This is a genomic window from Arcobacter sp. YIC-80, from assembly GCF_044841725.1.
Lineage (GTDB): Bacteria > Campylobacterota > Campylobacteria > Campylobacterales > Arcobacteraceae > Arcobacter_B.
The window spans coordinates 788,673-811,197 of sequence record NZ_JBJBSI010000001.1 but is presented as its reverse complement, the minus strand read 5'-3'; the positions used below and the strand labels follow the sequence as shown (position 1 = coordinate 811,197).

General features: G+C 26.7%; 20 protein-coding genes. 11 read left to right on the top strand and 9 right to left on the bottom strand.

Translation table 11 applies throughout. From position 1 onward, the window contains the following. The first annotated feature begins 8 nt into the window (after nucleotides 1-8). The 5 genes from rny (at nucleotide 9) to ACH5BK_RS03775 (ending at nucleotide 4,650) form a co-directional block, all read left to right on the top strand. Nucleotides 9-1,553 carry a ribonuclease Y gene (rny, locus tag ACH5BK_RS03795; protein ID WP_404304579.1) on the top strand — a complete coding sequence of 515 codons (1,545 nt, stop codon included), beginning with the start codon at nucleotides 9-11 and terminating at the stop codon, nucleotides 1,551-1,553. 19 nt (nucleotides 1,554-1,572) lie between these two features. Then, on the top strand, nucleotides 1,573-2,172 hold the full coding sequence (gene rsmD, locus ACH5BK_RS03790) for a 16S rRNA (guanine(966)-N(2))-methyltransferase RsmD (RefSeq protein ID WP_404304577.1): 600 nt from the start codon (nucleotides 1,573-1,575) through the stop codon (nucleotides 2,170-2,172). Nucleotides 2,173-2,175: 3 nt separating this feature from the next. Next, nucleotides 2,176-2,976 (top strand): ABC transporter permease, encoded by an 801-nt coding sequence (locus tag ACH5BK_RS03785; protein ID WP_404304575.1) that lies wholly within the window; start codon nucleotides 2,176-2,178, stop codon nucleotides 2,974-2,976. A gap of 89 nt (nucleotides 2,977-3,065) precedes the next feature. Next, nucleotides 3,066-3,362, top strand: coding sequence for a c-type cytochrome (locus ACH5BK_RS03780; RefSeq protein ID WP_404304573.1), 297 nt, complete (start codon nucleotides 3,066-3,068; stop codon nucleotides 3,360-3,362). A gap of 10 nt (nucleotides 3,363-3,372) precedes the next feature. Continuing rightward, nucleotides 3,373-4,650 (top strand): FCSD flavin-binding domain-containing protein, encoded by a 1,278-nt coding sequence (locus tag ACH5BK_RS03775; RefSeq protein ID WP_404304571.1) that lies wholly within the window; start codon nucleotides 3,373-3,375, stop codon nucleotides 4,648-4,650. A gap of 25 nt (nucleotides 4,651-4,675) precedes the next feature. On the opposite strand, the gene ACH5BK_RS03770 is transcribed toward ACH5BK_RS03775, so the two are convergent. After that, complete coding sequence (locus tag ACH5BK_RS03770) at nucleotides 4,676-5,008, bottom strand: hypothetical protein (protein ID WP_404304569.1); 333 nt, start codon at nucleotides 5,006-5,008, stop codon at nucleotides 4,676-4,678. Between the two features lie 88 nt (nucleotides 5,009-5,096). On the opposite strand from ACH5BK_RS03770, the gene ACH5BK_RS03765 reads away from it, so the two are divergent. From ACH5BK_RS03765 to ACH5BK_RS03750, 4 genes are all read left to right on the top strand, one after another. Further along, nucleotides 5,097-5,783 (top strand): response regulator transcription factor, encoded by a 687-nt coding sequence (locus tag ACH5BK_RS03765; RefSeq protein WP_404304567.1) that lies wholly within the window; start codon nucleotides 5,097-5,099, stop codon nucleotides 5,781-5,783. A 49-nt stretch (nucleotides 5,784-5,832) separates the two neighbouring features. Beyond that, the gene (locus ACH5BK_RS03760; RefSeq protein ID WP_404304565.1) at nucleotides 5,833-7,527 is read left to right on the top strand and encodes a 7TM diverse intracellular signaling domain-containing protein; all 1,695 of its coding nucleotides are present in this window, start codon (nucleotides 5,833-5,835) and stop codon (nucleotides 7,525-7,527) included. 64 nt (nucleotides 7,528-7,591) lie between these two features. Next, nucleotides 7,592-8,242, top strand: a complete 651-nt coding sequence (locus ACH5BK_RS03755; RefSeq protein WP_404304563.1) for a hypothetical protein — start codon at nucleotides 7,592-7,594, stop codon at nucleotides 8,240-8,242. A 94-nt stretch (nucleotides 8,243-8,336) separates the two neighbouring features. Next, nucleotides 8,337-10,043, top strand: a complete 1,707-nt coding sequence (locus tag ACH5BK_RS03750) for a Na+/H+ antiporter NhaC family protein (protein WP_404304561.1) — start codon at nucleotides 8,337-8,339, stop codon at nucleotides 10,041-10,043. Between the two features lie 27 nt (nucleotides 10,044-10,070). Here ACH5BK_RS03750 and ACH5BK_RS03745 read toward each other — a convergent pair whose 3' ends face one another. Next, the gene (locus ACH5BK_RS03745; RefSeq protein WP_404304559.1) at nucleotides 10,071-10,892 is read right to left on the bottom strand and encodes an SDR family NAD(P)-dependent oxidoreductase; all 822 of its coding nucleotides are present in this window, start codon (nucleotides 10,890-10,892) and stop codon (nucleotides 10,071-10,073) included. 25 nt (nucleotides 10,893-10,917) lie between these two features. Then, nucleotides 10,918-11,499 (bottom strand): nitroreductase family protein, encoded by a 582-nt coding sequence (locus ACH5BK_RS03740; RefSeq protein ID WP_404304557.1) that lies wholly within the window; start codon nucleotides 11,497-11,499, stop codon nucleotides 10,918-10,920. Nucleotides 11,500-11,556: 57 nt separating this feature from the next. On the opposite strand from ACH5BK_RS03740, the gene ACH5BK_RS03735 reads away from it, so the two are divergent. Then, entirely contained in the window at nucleotides 11,557-12,324 is a 768-nt protein-coding gene (locus ACH5BK_RS03735; RefSeq protein WP_404304556.1) for a TIGR02757 family protein, read from the top strand. A gap of 707 nt (nucleotides 12,325-13,031) precedes the next feature. Here the strand turns inward: ACH5BK_RS03735 and ACH5BK_RS03730 are convergent. From ACH5BK_RS03730 to ACH5BK_RS03710, 5 genes are all read right to left on the bottom strand, one after another. After that, entirely contained in the window at nucleotides 13,032-14,099 is a 1,068-nt protein-coding gene (locus tag ACH5BK_RS03730; RefSeq protein WP_404304554.1) for a reverse transcriptase family protein, read from the bottom strand. A gap of 170 nt (nucleotides 14,100-14,269) precedes the next feature. Beyond that, a complete protein-coding gene (locus ACH5BK_RS03725) occupies nucleotides 14,270-15,622 on the bottom strand; it encodes a TOPRIM nucleotidyl transferase/hydrolase domain-containing protein (RefSeq protein WP_404304552.1) in 1,353 nt (450 codons plus the stop codon). A gap of 137 nt (nucleotides 15,623-15,759) precedes the next feature. Beyond that, nucleotides 15,760-16,797, bottom strand: a complete 1,038-nt coding sequence (locus ACH5BK_RS03720; protein ID WP_404304550.1) for a retron Eco8 family effector endonuclease — start codon at nucleotides 16,795-16,797, stop codon at nucleotides 15,760-15,762. A gap of 299 nt (nucleotides 16,798-17,096) precedes the next feature. Next, entirely contained in the window at nucleotides 17,097-18,242 is a 1,146-nt protein-coding gene (locus ACH5BK_RS03715) for a type II toxin-antitoxin system HipA family toxin (protein WP_404304548.1), read from the bottom strand. Continuing rightward, nucleotides 18,232-18,474: a helix-turn-helix domain-containing protein gene (locus tag ACH5BK_RS03710; protein ID WP_404304546.1), complete on the bottom strand. Its 243-nt coding sequence runs from the start codon at nucleotides 18,472-18,474 to the stop codon at nucleotides 18,232-18,234. The genes ACH5BK_RS03715 and ACH5BK_RS03710 overlap by 11 nt, the downstream gene beginning before the upstream one ends. Nucleotides 18,475-18,778: 304 nt before the next feature. Between ACH5BK_RS03710 and ACH5BK_RS03705 the strand changes: the two genes are divergently transcribed. Next, nucleotides 18,779-20,695 carry a cache domain-containing protein gene (locus ACH5BK_RS03705; RefSeq protein ID WP_404304544.1) on the top strand — a complete coding sequence of 639 codons (1,917 nt, stop codon included), beginning with the start codon at nucleotides 18,779-18,781 and terminating at the stop codon, nucleotides 20,693-20,695. A 9-nt stretch (nucleotides 20,696-20,704) separates the two neighbouring features. Here ACH5BK_RS03705 and ACH5BK_RS03700 read toward each other — a convergent pair whose 3' ends face one another. Further along, nucleotides 20,705-22,429 carry an ABC-F family ATP-binding cassette domain-containing protein gene (locus ACH5BK_RS03700; RefSeq protein ID WP_404304542.1) on the bottom strand — a complete coding sequence of 575 codons (1,725 nt, stop codon included), beginning with the start codon at nucleotides 22,427-22,429 and terminating at the stop codon, nucleotides 20,705-20,707. Nucleotides 22,430-22,525: the final 96 nt, after the last annotated feature.

Here is a 22,525-nt window from a genome sequence, read left to right as displayed (position 1 = left end):
TTTAGAAAATGGAATATATTATTGTAGGAGGAGTTGTAGCACTTTTAAGTTCTGCAATCAGTATTTTTGTAGTCAGGAAAATAGATAAGGCAAAGTTGCAGGTTTTTATAGAACAAGCAAAGGCCAAAGCAAAAGTTATTGAACATGAAGCAGAGGTTGCACTTAAAGAGGCACAACTTAAAGCTAAAACTGACTGTGATAGAGAATTCAAAAATGCAAGAAGAGATTATGATGCTATGCTTGCAAAAATTGAAAAAAAAGAAAAAGAACTTAATGAGCATTTAGAAAAAGAGTTAAATGCTATAAAAGATCAAAAAGAACAAATTATTGAAAAAAATAATAAGCTAAGTACTTTAAAAGAAGGACTTAAAAAACAGAAAAAGACTTATGAAGAGAAAACAGCAGAAGCTATTAAAATTTTAGAAAATGCTTCTGGACTTACAGAAGACGAAGCAACTGATTTAATGATTAAAAAAGTAAAAGAAGATTCAAGAGCAAAAATAGCTTCCATTTTTAGAAAAAAATATAAACATGCTGAACAAAACTGTAAAAATGAAATTAATAATATGTTATCTCATGCTGTTACAAGATATGCAGGAGAGTTTGCAGCAGAAAGACTTATCAATAATATTCCTTTAAGTGATGAAGAAACAAAAGGAAAGATCATTGGTAAGGAAGGAAGAAATATTAAAGCTCTTGAAATGCTTATGGGTGTTGATATTATTATTGATGATACTCCAAATACTATTACTATTTCTTCTTTTAATCTTTACAGAAGAGCAGTTGCTACTAGAACAATAAAAGAGTTATTAGAAGATGGAAGAATTCAACCAACTAGAATTGAAGAAGTTTATAAAAATGTAAAAGCTGAATTTGATAGAAATATTCATAAAGAAGGTGAGGATGTTGTTCTTGAATTAGGAATAAAATCAATGCACCCAGAACTTGTAAAATTAGTTGGAAAATTAAGATATAGAGCATCTTATGGTCAAAATGCTTTAGCCCATACCTTAGAAGTTGCACATCTTTCAGGACTTTTAGCAGCTCAAATGGGTGGAGATGCTATTTTAGCAAGACGTGCTGGTCTTTTACATGATATTGGAAAAGCTTTAACGCATGAAATGCCAGGTTCTCACGTACATCTTGGGGCTGAAATTTGTAAAAGATATGAAGAACCAGACACAGTATTAAATGCTATTTATGCTCACCATGGACATGAAGAACCTATAAATGTAGAGAGTGCTGCTGTATGTGCAGCTGATGCTTTAAGTGCTGCAAGACCAGGTGCAAGAAGAGAAGTTTTAGAGAGTTTCTTAAAAAGAGTAGAAGAAGTTGAAAAAATATCTACATCAAAAACAGGTGTTATAAATGCTTATGCAATTAATGCAGGTAGAGAAGTAAGAGTTATTGTAAAAGCTGAACTTGTAAATGATGATGAAGCAGTTTTATTATCAACAGAAATTGCTCAAGAAATTGAAGATAAAGTTCAATATCCAGGTGAAATAAAAGTAAATGTAATAAGAGAGCTTAGAGCAGAATCTTATGCAAGATAAATTTTAAAGAAAAGAGAAAATGAAAAATAATAAACCAACAACTAAAATAATTGCAGGAAAATATAAAGGAAGAGTTTTAGAACTTCCATCTTTAGAGGTTACAAGAAGTTCAAAAGCAAGACTTAAAGAGTCATTATTTAATGTATTACAATTTGATATTATAGATAAAATATTTGTTGAAGCCTTTGCCGGTTCTGGGTCTATTGGTTTAGAAGCTTTAAGTAGAGATGCAAAAAGAGCTTATTTTGTAGAACTTAATAGAAACTCTTATAATATATTAGTAAAAAACTGTAAGTCTTTAGATATGAATTCATGTCAAACTATGCAAGGCGATACTTTTACTCAAACACCAACAATTTTAAATAGTTTAAAAAATTCAGAAGATGAGATAATTTTATATGTTGATCCACCTTTTGATTATAGAGAAGGTATGGATGATATTTATACAAAATCTTTTAAAATGATTGAAGAAATTGAAAATGATAATATTTATATAGTAATATTAGAACATGTATCAACACTTGAAATACCTGATGTTTTAGGTAAATTTAGCTTAGATAAGACAAAAAAGTTTGGGAAAAGTTCCCTTTCATATTATACTTATAAGGATGAGAAATAAGATATGTTTAAATTGGCTTTATATTTACTAGTTACAACAGTTTTATTAGTATTTTTATTGCCTTTTTTTTATACTATTTCTCCTTATGAATTAAACCCAAGTAAAATTCTTCAAGCACCATCTTGGGAACATCTTTTTGGTACGGATAGATTAGGAAGAGATGTTTTAGCAAGAGTTTTACTAGGTGGACAAACTTCACTTATTATTGGTTTTTTAGCTGCTTCTATTTCTTCTATAATAGGACTTTTTATAGGAATAAATGCAGGCTATTTCAAAGGTAATATAGATAAATCAATTACTATTATAATTGACTTATTTTTGACTTTTCCTACTTTTTTCTTACTTTTAGCACTTGTTTCGTATATTCAAGCTTCGGCACTTATTTTAATCATAGTTATTTCAATTACAGGTTGGATGGGAATGGCAAGATTAATTAGAAGTGAAAGTTTTGCTATAGGAAATAGACCTTTTATTAAAATATTAAGACTAGCAAATGTTTCTACTTTAAAGATTATTTTTAAATATTTTACACCATTATTAGCACCTATATTTTTAATATCATTTACCTTTGGAGTAGGTGGTTCAATTTTAGCTGAATCAGGACTATCTTTTTTAGGTCTTGGTATTAATCCTCCTGATATGTCTTGGGGGTCACTGCTAAGCGATGGTAAGGCAGTTATGGATATAGCGTGGTGGGTTAGTTTTTTCCCTGGACTTATGATTTTTATTATCACATTTTGTCTGATGCAAATATCAGATTTCTTACAAACTAAAGCTAATCAAAAAGAAATTCAAAAAACTTAAGTAAATGCTACTTATTTGTTATGTTTTTATTTTATAATTTAATTGTTGAGTATATGACTCAACAAAAAAGTATAAAAAGGGAGCTAAGGATGAAAAGGATAGCAGTTATTCTCGTATCTTTGTATAGTTTATCATTTGGAGTAGAATATGACGAACTTCAAGGAAAAATGTTGTCACTGTCATGTGCATCATGTCATGGAACTGATGGTAAATCTGAACTTATTACACCATATATTGCAGGTATGGAAAAAACAAGTATGTATCAAACACTTCTTGATTATAAGTATGGGAAAAGAGAAGGTACAATGATGCAAAAACATGCAAAAGGTTTTACTGATGCGGAACTAGAACAAATAGCTTACTATTTTTCAAAAGTAAAGAGATAAAGGATAAAAGATGATGAATAGAAGAAATTTTAATAAATTACTTATTGGATCTGTTGCTCTTTCTTTTACTGCTTGTAGTAGTCTTACAAGTGTTTCTTTACCAAAAGATAAAAAAAGAGTTGTTGTTGTAGGTGGTGGTTTTGGTGGTGCAACTGCTGCAAAATATCTAAAAAAATTTAGCCCTGAAACAGAAGTTATTTTAATAGAGCAAAATAAAGAATATTATACTTGTCCATTTGGAAATACTGTAATTGCTGGATTAAATGATATCGAATATATTAAACATGATTATAAAACTTTAGAGAGTAAATATAAAGTAAAAGTAGTTTATTCAAAAGTAAAAAAAGTTGATGGTTCAATAAATAGTGTGATTTTAGAAAGTGGAGAAATAATACCATATCATAGAGCTATTGTTTCTCCTGGAATTGATTTTAAATATGAAAAAGGTTATGAAAAAGGTTCTGAAAGATTTGCACCTCACGCTTATAAAGCAGGGGCTCAAACAACACTTTTAAGAGAACAACTTGAAAAAATGAAAGATGGTGGAACTTATGTGATGGTATCACCTCCTAATCCATTTAGATGTCCTCCTGGACCTTATGAAAGAATCTCACTAGTGGCTCACTATTTAAAAACAAATAAACCAAATTCTAAGATTATCATCTTAGATCAAAAAAATAAGTTCTCTAAACAGGGATTATTTCAAGAAGGTTGGGAAAAGCTTTATGGAGATATGATTGAATGGAGAAGTGCTGAGTTTGGGGGAAAAGTATTAGAAGTTAATCCTAAAAAACTTGAGATTACAACTGAAGATGAGGTAGTGAAAGCTGATGTTTTAAACTATATTCCTTCACAAAAAGCAGGTCAATTAGCCTTTGATTCTGGTTTAACAAAAGGTGATTGGTGTCCTGTAAATACTAAAACATTTGAATCAAGACTTGTAAAAAATGTACACGTAATTGGAGATGCTGCAATTGCTACAAAAATGCCAAAATCAGGTTTTTCTGCAAACTCACAAGGAAAAATTGCTGCTTTACAAGTATCAAGACTTCTACGAAAACAAGCTGTAGTTAATCCTCCTAAATTAGCTAATACTTGTTATAGTTTAGTTGCTCCAAAATATGGAATTTCTGTTGCTGCTGTTTATGAAGCCCATGAAGATAAAATTGTAAAAGTTGAAGGTGCTGGTGGCTTAAGTCCTATGAATGCTAATCCTTCATTTAGAATGCAAGAAGCACAATATGCTGTGGCTTGGTACCAAAACCAAATGGCAGATGTATTTAGATAGATTAAAAAGAGAGTAAACTCTCTTTTTAATTACAATTTTTTTGTTTTTCTAGTGTTGTTAAATTTTCAAGTCTAGTTTTAGCTGACTCTTTTGCTTCATTGTATTCTAATCTATTACCAATACCTAAATCTCCCAAGATACCAAATACATACTCTTTGTCGAACTTATTATTTTTTGTTTCTATGTTATTTATAAATTTTTGTGCTTTATCTATTTCTACTTTTATTGCTTGACAAGTTAAGTATTGACTTTCTAATTCTGTAACATTTTGAAGTCTTCCATATCTTTTTGTTGAACAAGCTGTAAAAATAGAAGCAATTGATACAGCAAGAAGTGTTGTTAAAATTGTTTTTTTCATATTTTTCCTTTTAATGGTTATATTTTTAAAAGTATATATTTTTAATATGTGTAAAATATGTGAATAAAAATTTGATATAATCTTTCTTATGAAAAATGAAAAGTTTAAAAATATTAGATTACTATATGTTGATGATGAAGATCTTATTCGTGAAAATGCAATAGAGTATTTAAATAGATATTTTGATGAAGTTTATGAATCTAGAGATGGCTTGGAAGCTTTACAATTAATAGAAAAAGTTAAACCTCATATTGTTATCACTGATATAAAAATGCCAAATTTAAATGGTATAGAGTTAGCAAAAAAAATCCGACAAAGTGATAAAAAAACACAGATTATAATAGCTACAGCTTATACAGATACAAATTTTTTAATTACCGCAGTTGAATTACAACTTGTAAAATATATGCTAAAACCAATTTTAGAGACAAAATTAATTTCTGTTTTAAAGTCTTGTATTGAGACTATAAAAGAAGATGATACTAATATTAAAAAGTTTTCTTCAGATGTTTTTTTTGATATTTTTAATAAAACTCTTTTAGTAAATAATAAACTTAAAAAACTTACAAAAAATGAGATTTTATTTTTAGAACTTTTATGTTCAAACTCAAATAGAGTTGTTTCTTATGAAGAAATACAAACTTATATTTGGTATGACAATTATATGAGTGGTGATGCTATACGTTCTTTAGTAAGAGCCTTGAGAAAAAAACTACCAAATGGAATTATTGAGAATTTTTCAGGACTTGGATATAAAATAAATATTCTAACTTAACATTTTTTTAACATATTTTTTTATTATTATAAAATAAAAAAGGTTTTTTATGAAACTACTTTTTATATGGTTTCTTTTTATTGTTAACTTATTTGCTTTTTCTGATGATCCAATTATTTCAAAAATGGAAGTTTCAAAAGATAATAAAACTTATATAGATATATCTACTATAAAAGATGAAAACTATTTTGATAAATTTTATTTAAAACTATTTTTAAACAAAGATATTATTCAAAATAAGAAATATTTTCTTAGAATTTTACATAATTATAAAAATATAAAAGACATAAATATAGAAGCTTTTAGAAATGATAATGAATTAATAATAGAAATAGACAAACTTACTCAAAATGAAATAGTTATTGAAATAGATACAAGTGATTCTAAAGCAGGGCCTTATCTCAACTTAGAAATATTTGATGAAGAAGGCTTTAAAAATATTTTAGATACTGAAAAACTATATTTTGGTTTAGCTTATGGTATTGTTTTTTGTGCTTTTTTATATAACTTCGTTTTATTTCTTTATAATAGAGAAAAAAGCTTTTTATACTATTCATTTTTACAGCTATCTTTGCTTTTATTTATGATTACAAATATTATGACTTTGGATTTTTTAAAGCCTTTATATGAATATATTCATGTATCTGATTTTCTAGGACAATTATCTTTTATATTTGCAGTTTTATTTAATAGAGAATTTTTGGATTCTAAAAATACTATTCCAAAAGTTGATAAGTTATTATTAGTACTACTTTTTTTAGTTATTATTGACACTATTGTTTATGTTATTATTGGAAATAGCATTTTATTTGATTATCTACCAATTTCTATTTTTGTTGGTATTTTATTGTTATCATCATTTTTAGTTTATAAACAAGGATATAAAATAGCTTTATTTTATATTTTAGGTTGGAGTGTGATTTTTCTATGTCTTATTGTTGTAGAGTATGATTTTTTTATGGTTTCTGATATTTATGCTTTATATATTGGGTTTCCTTTAGAGTCCTTGATTTTATCTTTTTCATTAGGATATAAAATGAAGGAGTTAGAAAAAAAGAAAACCATGCATGAACAGATGCTTATTCATCAAAATAAACTCGCTTCAATGGGACAAATGTTAAATAATATCGCTCATCAATACAGACAACCTTTGACTCATCTAGGATATATAATGATGAATATAAATAGTGCTTTTGAACATGGGGAGTTAGATAAGAAATACTTGGATAAAAAAATAAAACAAGCAAATAATCAACTTCTGTTTATGTCAAATACTATTGATAGTTTTAGAGATTTTTATAAGCCAAAAAAACAAAAAGAATTGTTTTATATAAAAACTGCTATTTCAAATGCAGTCTTTATAATTAAACCAATAATAGAAGAATATAATATAAAACTTGAAGTAAAAGTAGATAAAGATATACAAATTCTTGGCTTTGAAAATGAGTATTCTCAGGTTGTTTTAAATTTGTTAAGTAATGCTAAAGATGAATTAGTAAAAAATAGTATAGAAAATGCAAAAATAGAAATAAATTTTGAGAAAGGTAAACTTTTTATAAAAGATAATGCCAATGGAGTACCCAAAGAGTTAGAAGAAAAAATCTTTGAACCCTATTTTACAACAAAAGAAAAAAGTAGTGGAATAGGTCTTTATATGTCTATGCTAATTATTCAAGAGCATTTTAATGGTGAACTTCTACTTCAAAACTCAAAAGAAGGGGCAACATTTATCATAAAAGTATGATTTTATAAACTTTATATTTATTTTTACTATAATTAATTAAAGAGTCTAAAATAAAAGGATTTTTATGAAGTATATGTCAGTTTTATTAATATTTTTTATATCTGTGTTTTTTACAGCATGTTCCTCAAAAAATCAAGTAAACTTTAATAAACAAATGAAGTCTATTTCTTTAAATGAAAATATAATAGTATCAAAACCTGCACAAACTGTAAAATCTCCTGTATCTTTAAATTTAGGTTTTGGAAGATATATTTCTCGTCATATAGGTATTCATGCAGGAACTAGTGTAAGACCTGATATAAAAAATAGTGAGGGTTTAAACTTTCAAAGAGCTTTAAATAAGTTTGATATTTCTTTAGAAAATCAGATAAAACAAGAGTTCAAAAAACAGATGAGAGAAGATAGTTTTTATAAAAATAAATTTGTTCTTTTTGGTGCAAATAATGTTATAAATTTATATGTAAAAAAATATGAAATTGATGAAAATTTCTTTTCCAATACAGCTTATATGAAAATCTATATGCAAGTAAGAATAGTAAATACACAAAATGGGAAAGAATTATACCTAAATGATTTAGTAAATGAAACAACAGTTTCTTCAAGAAAGTATAAACTTTCAGATATTTTTAGAGATAAGAGTGCTTTTTTAGAACTATTAAATAGTTCTATTTCTAATCTAATTAAAAAACATATAAAAGAAATGAAAGAAATATAAATACTATAAAAAACTAACTTATTGTAACTATTTTGTAACTTTAAAGTAAGTTAAGAGTATAATAATAAGTTTGATTTTTTATAAAAGGATTATTTTGACTAGTTTTTTAAAAACTTTTATACTAGTAGCTATTCTTCCTATAGCTTTACTAGCAGATACAAAAGATAATTCTGTTACCTTTGGAGCTTTAACCTTACTTCCTCCATTAGTTGCTATTGTATTAGCATTTGTAACAAGAAATGTAATCTTTTCTTTATTTATGGGTATATTTACAGGTACATTTATGGTAAATATCACTGGTGCGAATATTTTCGCTTCTTTTTTTAATGCTTTAGTTGATATGTCATCAAAAATGGTTGGTTCGCTTGCTGATTCATGGAATGCAGGTATTGTTCTTCAAGTTCTAACAATTGGTGGTATGATTGCAGTTATTACAAAAATGGGAGGGCCTAGAGCTATTGCTATTAAACTTGCAGCAAAGGCTAAAACTCCTGCAACTGCACAACTTTATACTTGGGTTATGGGATTCTTTATATTCTTTGATGATTATGCAAACTCATTAGTTGTAGGGCCTATTATGAGACCTGTAACAGATAAACTAAAAGTTGCTAGAGAAAAATTAGCATTTATTATTGACTCAACTGCTGCACCTATTGCAGGACTTGCACTTATTTCTACTTGGGTTGGTTATGAGTTATCACTTATTAAAGATGCTTATGTTGCTATTGGACAGCCAGAGGTAAATGCTTTTGCTGTTTTCGTAGAAACACTTCCTTATAGATTTTATAATATCTTAATGCTTGCTTTTGTTTTCTTTACTGCTTTTACACTTAGAGATTTTGGTCCTATGTATGAAGCTTCAAAAAGAGCTTATGAAAAAGGTGAATTAACAAATCCTAAAACAGATAGTACTTTGATGAATCAAGAAAACTCATTTATGATGCCTAAAGAAGATGTTACTTATTCTATTTTTAATGCGATTATTCCTATTTTTGTACTTATTATAGTTTCTATTGTAGGATTTTATATAAATGGTGTTTCAGGTTTAGAAGGTGAAGCTTTAAAGATTGTAGAAGCTGCTCCTTACTCTTTTGAAGCAATTAGAGAAGCTTTTGGTGCTGCTGATGCGTCTATTGTTATTTTTGAAGCTGCATTATTAGCTTCACTTGTTGCTATTGGTATGGGATTACAACAAAAGATTTTCTCACTACATGAAGCAATTGAGACTTGGGTTTATGGAGTTAAAGCTTTAGTTATTACGGCTGTGATTTTAATCCTTGCTTGGTCTTTATCTTCTGTGATGAAAGAGCTAGGAACTGCTCAATATCTTGTAACACTTTTATCAGATAGTACACCTCAGTTTATTTTACCAACTGTGATTTTTATACTTGGTTCTATCATCTCTTTCTCAACAGGAACATCTTATGGAACAATGGGAATTTTAATGCCTTTAACAATTCCTTTAGCAAGTGCTGTAGGAATTCATACAGGTTTAGAAGGGAATGAACTTCATAGTTATATTGTTCTAAATGTAGGTGCTGTATTAACAGGTGCTATTTTTGGGGATCATTGTTCGCCTATTTCTGATACATCTATTTTATCATCAATGGCTTCATCTTGTAACCACATGGATCACATCGCTACGCAATTACCTTATGCATTATTTGTAGGGGCTGTTGCTATTGTTTGTGGATATATCCCAGCTGCATTTGGAGTACCTGTATACTTCTTACTACCAATTGGTTTACTTGTAGTATTCTTAGTAATCAGATTTTATGGGAAACCTTATATAACAAAATAAAAAGAAAGGAATTTAATTCTTTTCTTTTTATATCCTATTTAGAAGCTTATCTAAAAGTCTTGTAGATAAAACTCTTTTGAAGAAACCTAAGATATATGTAGCTTTTGTTACATAATATCTTGGTTTTGGATTATTTGATTTCATGATTTCTAAAATCACATTTGCTACTGATGTTGCTGGAAGATTAAAAGGTGTAGTATCTTTGTCATTTTCAAGTCTAGCTTTTAGCTCTTTTTTGTATGTATCTTTGAAAAAACTATTTTCTATATCTATATTTTTATTGAATTTTTTTAGGGCATTTTCTCTAAACTTTGAAGTAACAGGGCCTGTATTTATAGATGAAATAAAGATATTTGTTCCCATAAGCTCTTGTCTCATAGTATCGGCTAAACCTTCAATAGCATATTTTGAAGCATTGTAAGCACCTCTAAATTTAAGTGAGATTATTCCTAAAACAGATGAGTGTTGTATGATTTTCCCATAGCCTTGAGCTCTAAAAATCTTCATAGCTTGTAGTGTAACTTCATGTAGACCAAAGAAGTTTGTTTCAAACTGTTCTTTTAGTGTTTCTACACTTACATCTTCAACTGCTCCTGGTTGTCCATAACCTGCATTGTTGAAAACAGCATCTAGTTTTTCATCTTTGTTTAAAATATATTTCAAAGCTTGTGAAATTTCCTCTTTTTTTGTAACATCAATCTTAAGTGCTTCAAAACCTAAAGCTTTTAATGAGTTGACATCTTCTATATCTCTTGCACTTGCATAGACTTTGTAACCATTGTCTTTGAGTGTTTTTGCTGTTTGTAGTCCAATACCTGTGGAACATCCTGTGATTAAAATATTTTGCATTTATTATCCTATTTTTGAAAAGAGTTTAATACTCTCCCATGATTATCTGTTCTAAAGCCCTTTTGGGTACACAATGAGTGTCATTTTTTTCTCTGTAGTAGTTCGTATCAAAGTTTGTTGTATCAACTAGTTTGATATTTTCATCTTCAACACCTACAGCTATTCCTATCATAACATCTAGATTATCTGGAATTACAAAAAGCTTACGACATAACTGTTTATCTATTGAAGCAAGTGGTGCTGTAGCTAAACCTTTTGCTTTTGCAGCTAAAGAAATAGCTGTAAAAGAAGCACCTGCATCAAACATAGGAAAACCATCTATCATTTGATCATTTAACATCAAAATAAAAGCACTTGGTCTCTCTTCTTCACTTTGAGACCAGTTTTCTAAATGACTAGCCCAAGAAGCACTTCTAGCTAGTTTTAGTACATCTTCTTCTTTTGTAACAAGGATGTATTTTATAGGTTGCATATTTTTAGCACTAGAAGTTATTCGTGCTAAGTCAATAAGTTCTTTTAAGTCTTCAAGATTTACTTTTGTATCTTTTTTAAATCTTCTTGTAGTTCTTGCATTTTGGATTAAAGTTTTTAGTTTTTGATAGTTCATTTAAACTCTTTTTTTTAATTTCTTGTTATTATACCAAACTGAAAATTAGGTAGGATTATGAAAGATATAAAAGAGCTTTTAGATAAAGAAGTTTGTAGTAGAAATAGTAACAGTGAGTTGTCATACGATAAACCAGACCCACTTTTAGTGGCAAGTAGATATGATGATGAGTTTATAATACTTATATGTGCACTTTTTGCTTATGGAAATGCAAGGTTGATAGTGAAGTTTTTGGATTCACTTGATTTCTCACTTCTTGATAAAAGTGAAGAACAAATAAATAAAGCACTAGATGGATACTACTATAGGTTTCAAAATAGTGAAGATGTAAAGATGATTTTTCAAACTTTTAAAAAACTAAGATCTGAGGATAGCTTAGAAAATATCTTTTATGAAGGCTACAAAAAAGAAAACAATATCCTAGAAGGTTTAGATACATTAATCACAAAAATCCACCAAATAGCAAACTATAAATCTCAAGGTTTTACTTTTTTGGTTTCAAGTCCTTTCAAAAGAGATAAACAAGGAAATATAAAACAAATAGGAAATGCTCCATACAAAAGATGGAATATGTTTCTTAGGTGGATGGTAAGAAAAGATGAACTTGATATGGGACTATGGAAAAAAATAAGCAAAAAAGATCTAATCCTACCACTAGATACCCATACTTTCAAAGTATCACAAAAACTAGGCTTATGTGAAAGAAAAACTTATGATTTAAAATCAGCACTTTTAATAACTGAAAAACTAAAAGAGTTTGATATAAGTGACCCTGTGAAGTATGACTTTGCACTTTATCGGATTGGGCAGGAGAGGATGATATAGAAGGTATGTATAAATTTACTTTAGCTTAAAAAGTTTAAAACACATAATTCCACGTATATTATATAAGATAAATTATGAGGTCACATTATGAAAAAGCAAAAAACAACTAAAATTAGAGAGAATATTACAGAAATTGAGTATCAAAAACTACTTATATTCCTTAATAGGAAAGAAAATCAAACTACTAATACTAAAACAATTTAAAGAGGACTTTTATTTTCCTTTTTTATGCTGGAATGAGAATTAATGAAGTAAAGCAGTTAAAAGTTAAAGATATAGATACAATCGTTAAAAAAGAAGAATTGATTATTGTTCCACATAAAACTAGGAAAGAGAGGAAGCTTTTCTTTTCAAAGGGAAGCTATTAAACAAATAAAAAACATTTTTTATTTAATGATGATACTAAAGAGAACGATTTTATTATTACAGGAAAAGGTAATCCTCTAAAAACTCCAAGTAGTTCAACTTATATTTCAAATGTGAATAGTTTTATACAAAAAGTTTTAAGACATAGGTATTCTAGTCATTCTTTTAGTAGTGGAAACATTACGGATATGAACAAATCTATCAACCCTAAGTTCATTAAGGAGGTTATAGAACATAGTGATATTAAAACCACTATGAGATATATTAGACCTACTGATGAAGATTTGAAACAATGTTTAATTAGGTAAATGTCTTCTTAAAAGCAACTATTTAATTAATTCTTAATTGTTTATATTTTCAATTATATTTTCAATTTCATAAATAAGTCGTTGATACTTCTTCTTCGTTAATGTTTTCTCATTGAATGATTTATGTTTATTATTAAATTTTATTATTGAAATTAAAAAAGATCTATATCCTGTTAATTTATTTAATAATTGATCTGTATAAAGTTTATTTTTTTCAATAGTAGATAAACTATTACATCTTTGAGGAAGAGAATAATTATATAGTCTTCTTAAGATTTCTTTAGATTTCATTTTTGAATTGTAAAAATGAATCATTTTTTTTATAACTATTATTTTTTTATTTGATATTCTAATCTCTGAGTTACTAATTGTATAACCATTTAAAGATAAAGTATGTTTCATTTCTATTTTTTTATTAAGATTAAGTTTAAAGTCAAATTGAGATAATATTTTCTTTATATCCTTAATAAAATCATTTGTAAATATATGAGATTCATTTTTTATTGATGAAAACAACATATCATCTGCATACCTGCTATATGTTATTTTATATTTTTCACATAGTTTCTGAATTTGTATGTCAATAGGTCTAAATACAATATTAGATATTACTGGTGAAGTAACAAATCCTATTGGTAAAATAGTTTTATTATGATATTTTGTATTAGAACATACAGTAGGTAGTTTTAAAGTAATCATATTTAAAAAACTATCAATAGCCAAACTATCATCTTCCATTTTTAAAAAACTATTGTTATCAACATTTTTTAAATAGTTTTCAAATGTTTTCCTAATATATTTTTCTTTTATTGAGTGAAAAAAAGATTTTATGTCAAGTCTTAGAAAATTATAGTTATCTTTATGTGGTAGTAGAAAGTCAAAATATGAGACACCTTTTCTATAAGCAAAAGAAGAAAGATTTGTTTCTATTTTATTTGCTAAACTTGAAGCAAGTTTTTTCTGTACTTTTTCTAAGTCTTTATCGATAACCTTATAAAAATAGTTTTCGTTAATACATTTTTCGGAATATTGAATATTTGATATATTTTGAAATTTAGAAGTTATTCCTAGCGTAGATAATTCATATTGTAAATTAATCATTTTAAAATCCTAAAGTTGGCACACAGGGTACATAAAGTCACAGTTTACTGTGTTATTACGAATATAGCTAAGGGATTGAACAATCACATTAGTATATAGAATACTTTGAATATATAAAAATATATCCGGTGTGTCTAGCACACGATTACTTCTTAACGAAAATAAACTATTCATTCTGCCAACTTTAAGTTGATACTGTTGATGATAGCATATAAATCTTTAAAATCATTTTTAAAATCTTCTCTGATTATTTCGATTTTTTTTATTTGATTCAATTCAGATGAATAAACTTGTTCTTTATGTACTAAATAGTAATCTAAAAAACAAGTTAACCAATTACTAGTTTTTCTTCCAAAAAAGTAATTAATTGATGAAAAGAGATCTGTAATTGTTTTTAAATTTTGTGAAAATAACTTTTTTGTTTTTTTATTAAAAAATTTTTTATCCCTCAAGCATTGTGTTTTACCATTAAATAAAACAACAAACAAGTATACAAATTCATCTTCACTAATTGTTTTTTCTATTTTATTGATTATTGAATTTAGGTTAAGAAGGTATTGTTTTTTTACCTTATTTAAATAGTTTAATTCATTTAATTCTAAGTCATTATCCTCTTTATTTAGTACGGTTTGATAATTAAAAAACTTATTGAAATGATTATTACTATTTTCAACAAATGTGTAATGATTCTTGCAACATTTGTAATATTTAGTTTTACTTGAGATAAACTTTTTATTTTTTAAATAGTTATTAAATAGTATATTGTTTTTTTGTTTTGTATCTTTTATATATTTAGAAGTTAAATATTTAACTTCTTTATGGTATTTCTTCTTTGCAGTATTATCTTTCAAATTTTTGTAACTATCAAGTTTATTGTATTTTATTAATTGAGTATTAACTTTAACTTCATGTAAAAGCCATTTAATAAATATTTTAATTGTATTTTTATTTATAATCACATTTTCTATAGTTGTATCAGCGATTATAATATTCTCATGATATAAATAGTTTTTTAAATGACTAAGATAAGTTTTATAATCATTATCTTTCCATTTATACTTTCCAATAACTAATTTATCACAAGTAAAAGAATCAATCATAATATCATCTGATGTTGAGTAATTGAATTCATATTTTAGGTTATTTGATAAATAATTAATCATCTTTTTATAATCAGGTATTTTAAGTCCTAGATTTGTATTAGACGGATACATTTTTAAAGACTCTTTATATCTCTCTGAAAAACTATAATTTTCATTTATTAGATTATATTTTTCTTTTATATCAACAACTTTATCTAAATCATACAATATGTAATAAGGTATATTAGTCTTAGAATATGATGGGTTAATATTTCTAATTTTTGTTAAGTCTGTACTTTTGTAAATATCAATTTTTTTTAATAAAGGAAAATAGTTCAATAATTTTTTATGACCAAATAATTCTAGTTCAGTTTCTCCTTCAACAAATAATATAAATTTACTAAAAAAAAGTCTAGCTTCATTATCTGTAAATCTACTCAAAAATCGTTTTTCTGTATATGTAGATTTTAATCTATTAACTTTTGTATTATAGATAGATTTGTTTTTAACATTTGGTACAATTTTCTTTGAAAAATGTAGTACTTGTTGTTTATCTTCAAATAATTTGATTATCAGTTTTAATATATTGGGGAATGGGTTGATATTAATATATGCGGATACTGTTTTTTAGAATTATTTACATTTAGTTCTTCAAAAATATTATAAATATTATATATAAATTCTTCAGACTTTTTAGGATGTAATCCTATTTCTGGTTCATCAATATATAATGCAGGAATAATATATTCTCTTCTTGATAATATTAGCATTAATGATATAAAGATTTGTAAATAGTTAGAAGAATTAGTTCCATCAGATTGTATATCTATTTCTTCTCCATGAAAATTAAAGTCATGTCCATCTAAACCAGTTTTTATTAAGTTAATTATTTTTTCATTAAAAGAATAGTTTGATAAATCTAACCCATATCTATTAATAATGTTCTGGAATTTTTTTATATCATCACTATACTTTGAATTAATTTCATTTGTATCTTCTTTCATTTGATTATCAATAAATGATAAGAAATCTTTTTGCTTCACTTTTTTTATTTTATATGTTTTTATCTTACTTATCATTTCCCATAAGTAACTCCAATCATGTAGATCAATTTTTCTAGTATTTATGTAAAAAAATGGATATAAGTAATTTATAAACTTTAAAATTTCTCTATCATTTGTTGACCAATAAATAGATTCATCTTTATTTATAAATAGAGTTAATTTATAATCAGTTTTGTCATTAGTAGAGCTGTTGATATTTATATTACTCATATTATTTAGTAAATTTAGAAAAGATTTATCTGAAAAAAATGTATTAAAAATTGCTGGAAAAATATCACTTTTACCATTGTTTCTTTTTCTAGTAACAATATTTCTAATTTCTTCTAAGTTGTATGTAATAGTTATTGTTCCATAAGGAGTATAGTTATTATTAAGCTTAGGTGGAAGTGCTCTTTTTTTATCTAGTTTTAAATAGTAAAATTGTATTAACTTTAAAAAATTTGATTTACCTACATTATTCATTCCTACAATACAATTAATTTCTCTAAAGTCATCAATAGTTAGTTTATCAAAAGATAGTAGATTAGTTATTTCAATTTTTGAAATTGACATATTGTTATATACTCCTAAATTTATAACATAAATAATACTCTAATTAATATAATAATTATATTACTCATTATAAATAATATATACTTTTTTCTTTAAGCTAATAAATTAATATAATTTATGTGGTTTAAATTTTATTGTAGATAACTTAAAAAACAACTAAAGTATTATAGTTTTAGTAAATAGTTTATAATCTTTATTTTAAAAAAGATAAAACAAACTAAGAGACCGTGTAGAGAAAAAATATATTTAGTAACTATAAATTAATAAAACAAGAAGGATAGATAATACATATCCTTCTCTTAAATACTTTCACTCCAACAAGACATAAGCTTATCTAAAAAAGCTTTTTCATTAGGGTTTTCTTCTTTAAATATCTCTATTTCATTTTTTGTTTTAATAACTGCTTCTTTACATTCTTCAAGTATTGTTTTATATTCACTATTTGATAATCCACAGCTTTGTTTGGCGAATGTTTTATATGTTTTTTCTTTCCACCATAGCTTACCATCACTAAGTCTTAGAGCAGGTATATCGTTTTTTAGGTAAATAGTAGTGGTTATTACATCATAAATTGGTGCAAGGTATGAGTCTTCAAAATCAGTTTCGTATAAAATCCCATAATTTTTAAGATGCCCATCACCATTTCTTAGTAAATGATTCATAATTATAGCTTTAAAAAAGATTTTTAAACTCTCTTTTTTTCTTGTCGGAGATATTACATCTTTTATAACTCTTACACACTCTTCATAGCTTCCATCATATTTTTGCTCTGTTCCTCGTGCTGTCAGTACACACATATCTTCAAAACCTAAATATTTGTCATTATTTATATCAAATCGTTTCATTACAAACATTGAAAAATCGTCACTAATATAGAATTCTGGTGTAGGAAGACCTGCATAAGAACAAGCTTTCATACAAAAATATTCATTTAGTGCTAAATTTGGATAGTTTTCTTCCCAAGACTTTACGATAAAGTGTTCAAACTTCATAGTTGTTTTATCGTGCGCTTGCAGAAGTAGTTTTGGTTGAACACCTGATATACCAGAACGAATAGCATACCTTTCTAAAAGTTCATCAAATAAATTTTGCGATGGGGTATTTAAAATGTCATCTAATTCCAAGTCTTCAATACTATCAGGGATTTTTTCAAACTTTATACGCCCTAGCATATAAGGGCCAATAAGTTTTAAAAAGTTTATATCATTCATAGTTTGAATTTTTGAGAAGTGGTTTTTAATAGTTTCTTTTAATGCTCCTTCTGGCATATTCATTTGAAAAATAGGATGAAGCTTACTACTATTCCAACTTGCATTTCTAATAGGCATAGTAAGACTTACAATATCTTTTGCAGACTCTTTATACCTAAATACATATTGTTCATTTTCAAAAGCTAAAGAACCACTGTCAATTTTATTTATAAATACTTTTAAATCAGTGTTCATTTTGCAGTTCCTCTAAAGTCTTGGGTCTTCCTTTAGGCCTTAAAGCAAACTCTTGACCTAATAAATCTAATATCATTTCAACTTTTTTTATACCTACTTCATCGATAAAACCATTTTCTATTTTAGAGATAGTTCTTTTTGTGATACCTGAATATTTTTCTAAATCATCTTGTGACCACTTTTTATTTTTTCTTAATAATTGAATCTCTTTTCCAAGTTCTGATAGATTCATTTTTTTCCTTTTAAGAAGTATATTTCGTATAATACCATAAAAATTAAATATTAAGAAGTATACTTCTTATATTTTACACAATATAATAGAATCTATTCTTTTTTGTGTAAGTTTTATTCTATTAGTAAATCTAATCATATATTATTCATATTCATCTTTTAGCTTTTGATTCTTTTATACTTTTTTATCACTTCTAGTTTCAATTATCAACACAACTTATCCAAAAATTATCACTTTTTGAGTTATTTGTGTGGGTAAAATATAACTTTTTTATGTTATTATATGTCTCAATTAGGGGTATATGATGATATTTGAAGACGAAGAAAAATTATTAAAAATAATAAAATACTCACCTACAGTTTTTATAGTTATAGTAACAACTATATTTCTTATAATCCAATACACAAAAACAAAAACAAGTTTTGAAAATGAAAAAAACAATATTCAATCAGAATATTCTCAAAAAAACAAAGAACTTATAAAACAAAGAGTTTCAGAAGTTTATGATTTTATAAAAAGAGAGCAAGAACAAACAGAAAACAAACTAAAAAGCTCACTAAATGAAGCTGTAGACAATGCCTATGCTATTGCTTCTAGTATCTATTTAGAAAACAAAGATAAAGACATAGAAACTGTAAAAAAACTGATAATAGATGCCCTTAGAAATATTCGATTTTTAGATGGTAGAGGTTACTATTTTGTATATGAGAATAGTGGTAAAAACCTACTTCTTCCTCATAATCGTGAGCTTGAAGGTAAGGATTTTTGGAATCATCAAGATGCAAAAGGTACTTATATCATAAAAGATATGACATCACTACTTAGCAAACATGATAAAGCATTTTATGAATGGTACTGGTTCAATCCCAAAAATCCTGACAAACAAAGAAAAAAACTTGGTCTTGTAAAAAACTTTGAACCCTTTAACTGGTTTATCGGTACAGGAGAATATATAGAAGATTTTGAAAAACAGATTCAAGAGAGGGTTTTACGACATATACGTGAAATAAGATATGGTAAAAGTGGTTATATTTTTATCATCAATTATGATTCTATTTATTTAAGTCATATAAGAAAAAACTTTATAAATCAAAGTGCAATAGATAATAATGACACTATTAATATAAAAAAAGTTATTGATGATCTATTTGAAATATCTAAAAAAGGTGAAGGATACTATACCTATATTCAAAATAAAAAACCAGGTATTGATGAGCCAATCAATAAAACAAGTTATGTAAAAGGTTTAAATGAATGGAACTGGATGATAGGAACAGGTTTTTATGAAGATGAAATAGAAAACTCAATAAAACAAAGAAAAACTCAATTAGAAAAGCAATTTGAACAGTATCTTTTAAATACTTTAGAAGTTACAATCCTCGTAACAGTTGTTTTACTTACAATATCGACTTATCTTTCACGGATTTTGAGAAAAAGATTTTTAAGATATAAAAGAGCTATAGAAGAAAAAGCTTTAGAAAACACAAGACAACAAACCTTATTAGCTCAACAATCAAAGATGGCAGCAATGGGTGAGATGATAGGTAATATAGCCCATCAATGGAGGCAACCTCTTTCTATAATATCAACAACAGCAAGTGGACTAAAGCTTCAAAAAGAGATGAGTATTTTAAGTGATAAGTGTCTTATCGAAGGTCTTGACAATATAAATAACACAGTTCAATACTTATCAAATACAATAGATGATTTTAGAAACTTTTTTAAAACAGATAAAGATAAAAAGTGTTTTTATCTCCAAGAGGCTTTAGATAATGCTTTATCTTTAGTGAAAACAAGTTTTAAAAATAAAGACATAACGATTATACGAAATAATGAAGACTTTCAAATAAATTCTTACAAAAATGAACTTATTCAAGTACTAATAAATCTTTTAAATAATTCAAAAGATGAACTTATAAAAAAAGATAAAGATTTTGAAAAGTTAGTATTTTTAAATGTATCAAAAGTCGATGATTCAATTAAAATCCAAATAAAAGACAATGCAGGAGGAATTCCTAAAAATATTATAAATAGGATATTTGAACCATACTTTACTACAAAACACCAAGCACAGGGTACTGGAATAGGGCTTTATATGAGTAGAGAGATTATCGTAAAAAATATGAATGGAAAAATAGAAGCTTATAATACTTCTTTTACTTACAACAGCACACTTTTTAAAGGTGCTGTTTTTGAGATAGTATTGCCTTTTGATAGTTAAGTATTTTTACTAAACTTCATTCATCTTTTTTTCAAACTGAGCATTTAGTTTTTCAAGTTCAGTTTGAAGTTCTATAAGTCTTGCTTGTTTTTTCTGTTTTTCAACTCCATCTAAAGCTTCAATTTCTTCTATTTCAAGTTTTAGTGGTTTAGTTGCTTTACTTTTTTCAGCTACGATTATTGATCTTAATTTTCTTATTTCTTTTTTGTTTCTTTTTTGTTTTGCTACTTTTTTCTTTGGTTCATCTTGACCATCATCCCAACCACCTTTTTCTAAGAACTCATCATAAGTTCCATTGAAGTAATCAGCACCATCATTTGTAAAGATAATAAGTCTATCACAAACAGCTCTTAGCAGCTCTTCTGAGTGAGTAACTATCATACAAGAACCTTCAAAAGCTTTGATAGCATTTGTAAGAGCATCAATTGAGTCTATATCTAAGTGGTTTGTTGGCTCATCTAGGAAAAGTAAGTTAACATCTTGTGCGATAATTTTACCAAGCATTACTCTTGATTTCTCACCACCTGAAAGAAGTGAGATTTTCTTTTTTGCATTGTCTCCACTGAACATCATAAGACCACATATACTTCTAATAACTGCTTCTGGAAGTTTATGATTTACACTGTAAATTTCGTCCATAATAGTATTATCTTTATTTAAGTGTGAGATATTTGTTTGTCCAAAATGTCCAAAAACACAAGATGGATGAAAATCTACACTTCCACTTAAAGCTTGAAGTTCTCCAGCTATTGTGTTTAATAAAGTTGATTTTCCTTTACCATTTTTACCTATGATACCTATTGTTTCACCACGACTAAGTGCAAAAGTTATATTTTTGAATAGTATATTATCAGGTGTGTACCCAAAGCTTAAATCTTTTACTTCAAGTAGAAATTTAGCTGCTGTGTCTTTGTAGTTAAAATCAAACTTTAAGTTTGCATCATAATCTATATCTTCAAGGATTTCCATTTTTTCTAAAATTTTTATTTTTGATTGTGCAAGTGTTGCTGTAGCTGCTCTTGCTTTGTTTTTAGCAATAAACTCTTCTAAATCTTTTATCTTTTTTTCTTGGGCAATTTTTTGTTTTTCATGGTGTTCTTCATTTGCCAATATTTGCTCATAGAACTTTCTAGTACCACCTTGAATCATAAAGGCACTTTTTCTTACGATTCCTAAAGTATGAGTACAAACACTATCCATAAACTCTCTATCGTGAGTGATTAAGATAACTTCTCCTTGAAATGACTTCAAGAAAGCTTTTAGCCATCTAATAGATAAAATATCTAAGTAGTTTGTTGGCTCATCAAGTAAAAGCATATTAGGTTCAGTAAGTAGAAGTTTTGCTAGATTTATTCTGATTTGATAACCACCTGAAAAAGATTTTGGATCTTTTTCTAAATCTTCTTCACTAAAACCAAGACCAAAAAGCATTTTTTCAGCTTTGTAAATATCATACTTATCATCTTCACTTAAAGCAAGTGCTGTTTCATCTATAAGTTTCTTTTCCGTAAAATCAAAATACTGTTTTAAAGCACCAATTTTATAAGCCTTAGGAAATTTAATCTCTCCCATGTCTTGTGGTTCTTCCCCTAGTATTAGTTTAAATAGGGTTGATTTTCCTGTACCATTTCTTCCAACTAAACCTACTTTATCTCCTTGATTTAGTCTAAGGTTTAGCTCACTATAAAGCTCTCCTGTTGGATAGCTTTTTGATATATTTATTAATTCAATCATGATTCTCTTTTTGCAGTTTTTTAAGAAGGGGATTATATGATATACGTGATTATAAATCTATAAATTAAGTCTATTTTATTTATTTAAATCCATAAT

Excerpts from the sequence above, each read along its gene's own strand:
- rny (WP_404304579.1), top strand. The coding sequence starts at position 9 with ATGGAATATATTATTGTAGGAGGAGTTGTAGCACTTTTAAGTTCTGCA.
- ACH5BK_RS03710 (WP_404304546.1), bottom strand. The coding sequence starts at position 18,474 with ATGAATCTATCAGAACTTGGAAAAGAGATTCAATTATTAAGAAAAAAT.
- rsmD (WP_404304577.1), top strand. The coding sequence starts at position 1,573 with ATGAAAAATAATAAACCAACAACTAAAATAATTGCAGGAAAATATAAA.
- ACH5BK_RS03765 (WP_404304567.1), top strand. The coding sequence starts at position 5,097 with ATGAAAAATGAAAAGTTTAAAAATATTAGATTACTATATGTTGATGAT.
- ACH5BK_RS03760 (WP_404304565.1), top strand. The coding sequence starts at position 5,833 with ATGAAACTACTTTTTATATGGTTTCTTTTTATTGTTAACTTATTTGCT.
- ACH5BK_RS03755 (WP_404304563.1), top strand. The coding sequence starts at position 7,592 with ATGAAGTATATGTCAGTTTTATTAATATTTTTTATATCTGTGTTTTTT.
- ACH5BK_RS03770 (WP_404304569.1), bottom strand. The coding sequence starts at position 5,008 with ATGAAAAAAACAATTTTAACAACACTTCTTGCTGTATCAATTGCTTCT.
- ACH5BK_RS03785 (WP_404304575.1), top strand. The coding sequence starts at position 2,176 with ATGTTTAAATTGGCTTTATATTTACTAGTTACAACAGTTTTATTAGTA.
- ACH5BK_RS03715 (WP_404304548.1), bottom strand. The coding sequence starts at position 18,242 with ATGAACACTGATTTAAAAGTATTTATAAATAAAATTGACAGTGGTTCT.
- ACH5BK_RS03720 (WP_404304550.1), bottom strand. The coding sequence starts at position 16,797 with ATGTCAATTTCAAAAATTGAAATAACTAATCTACTATCTTTTGATAAA.
- ACH5BK_RS03780 (WP_404304573.1), top strand. The coding sequence starts at position 3,066 with ATGAAAAGGATAGCAGTTATTCTCGTATCTTTGTATAGTTTATCATTT.
- ACH5BK_RS03740 (WP_404304557.1), bottom strand. The coding sequence starts at position 11,499 with ATGAACTATCAAAAACTAAAAACTTTAATCCAAAATGCAAGAACTACA.
- ACH5BK_RS03730 (WP_404304554.1), bottom strand. The coding sequence starts at position 14,099 with ATGATTAATTTACAATATGAATTATCTACGCTAGGAATAACTTCTAAA.
- ACH5BK_RS03705 (WP_404304544.1), top strand. The coding sequence starts at position 18,779 with ATGATATTTGAAGACGAAGAAAAATTATTAAAAATAATAAAATACTCA.
- ACH5BK_RS03745 (WP_404304559.1), bottom strand. The coding sequence starts at position 10,892 with ATGCAAAATATTTTAATCACAGGATGTTCCACAGGTATTGGACTACAA.
- ACH5BK_RS03700 (WP_404304542.1), bottom strand. The coding sequence starts at position 22,429 with ATGATTGAATTAATAAATATATCAAAAAGCTATCCAACAGGAGAGCTT.
- ACH5BK_RS03735 (WP_404304556.1), top strand. The coding sequence starts at position 11,557 with ATGAAAGATATAAAAGAGCTTTTAGATAAAGAAGTTTGTAGTAGAAAT.
- ACH5BK_RS03775 (WP_404304571.1), top strand. The coding sequence starts at position 3,373 with ATGATGAATAGAAGAAATTTTAATAAATTACTTATTGGATCTGTTGCT.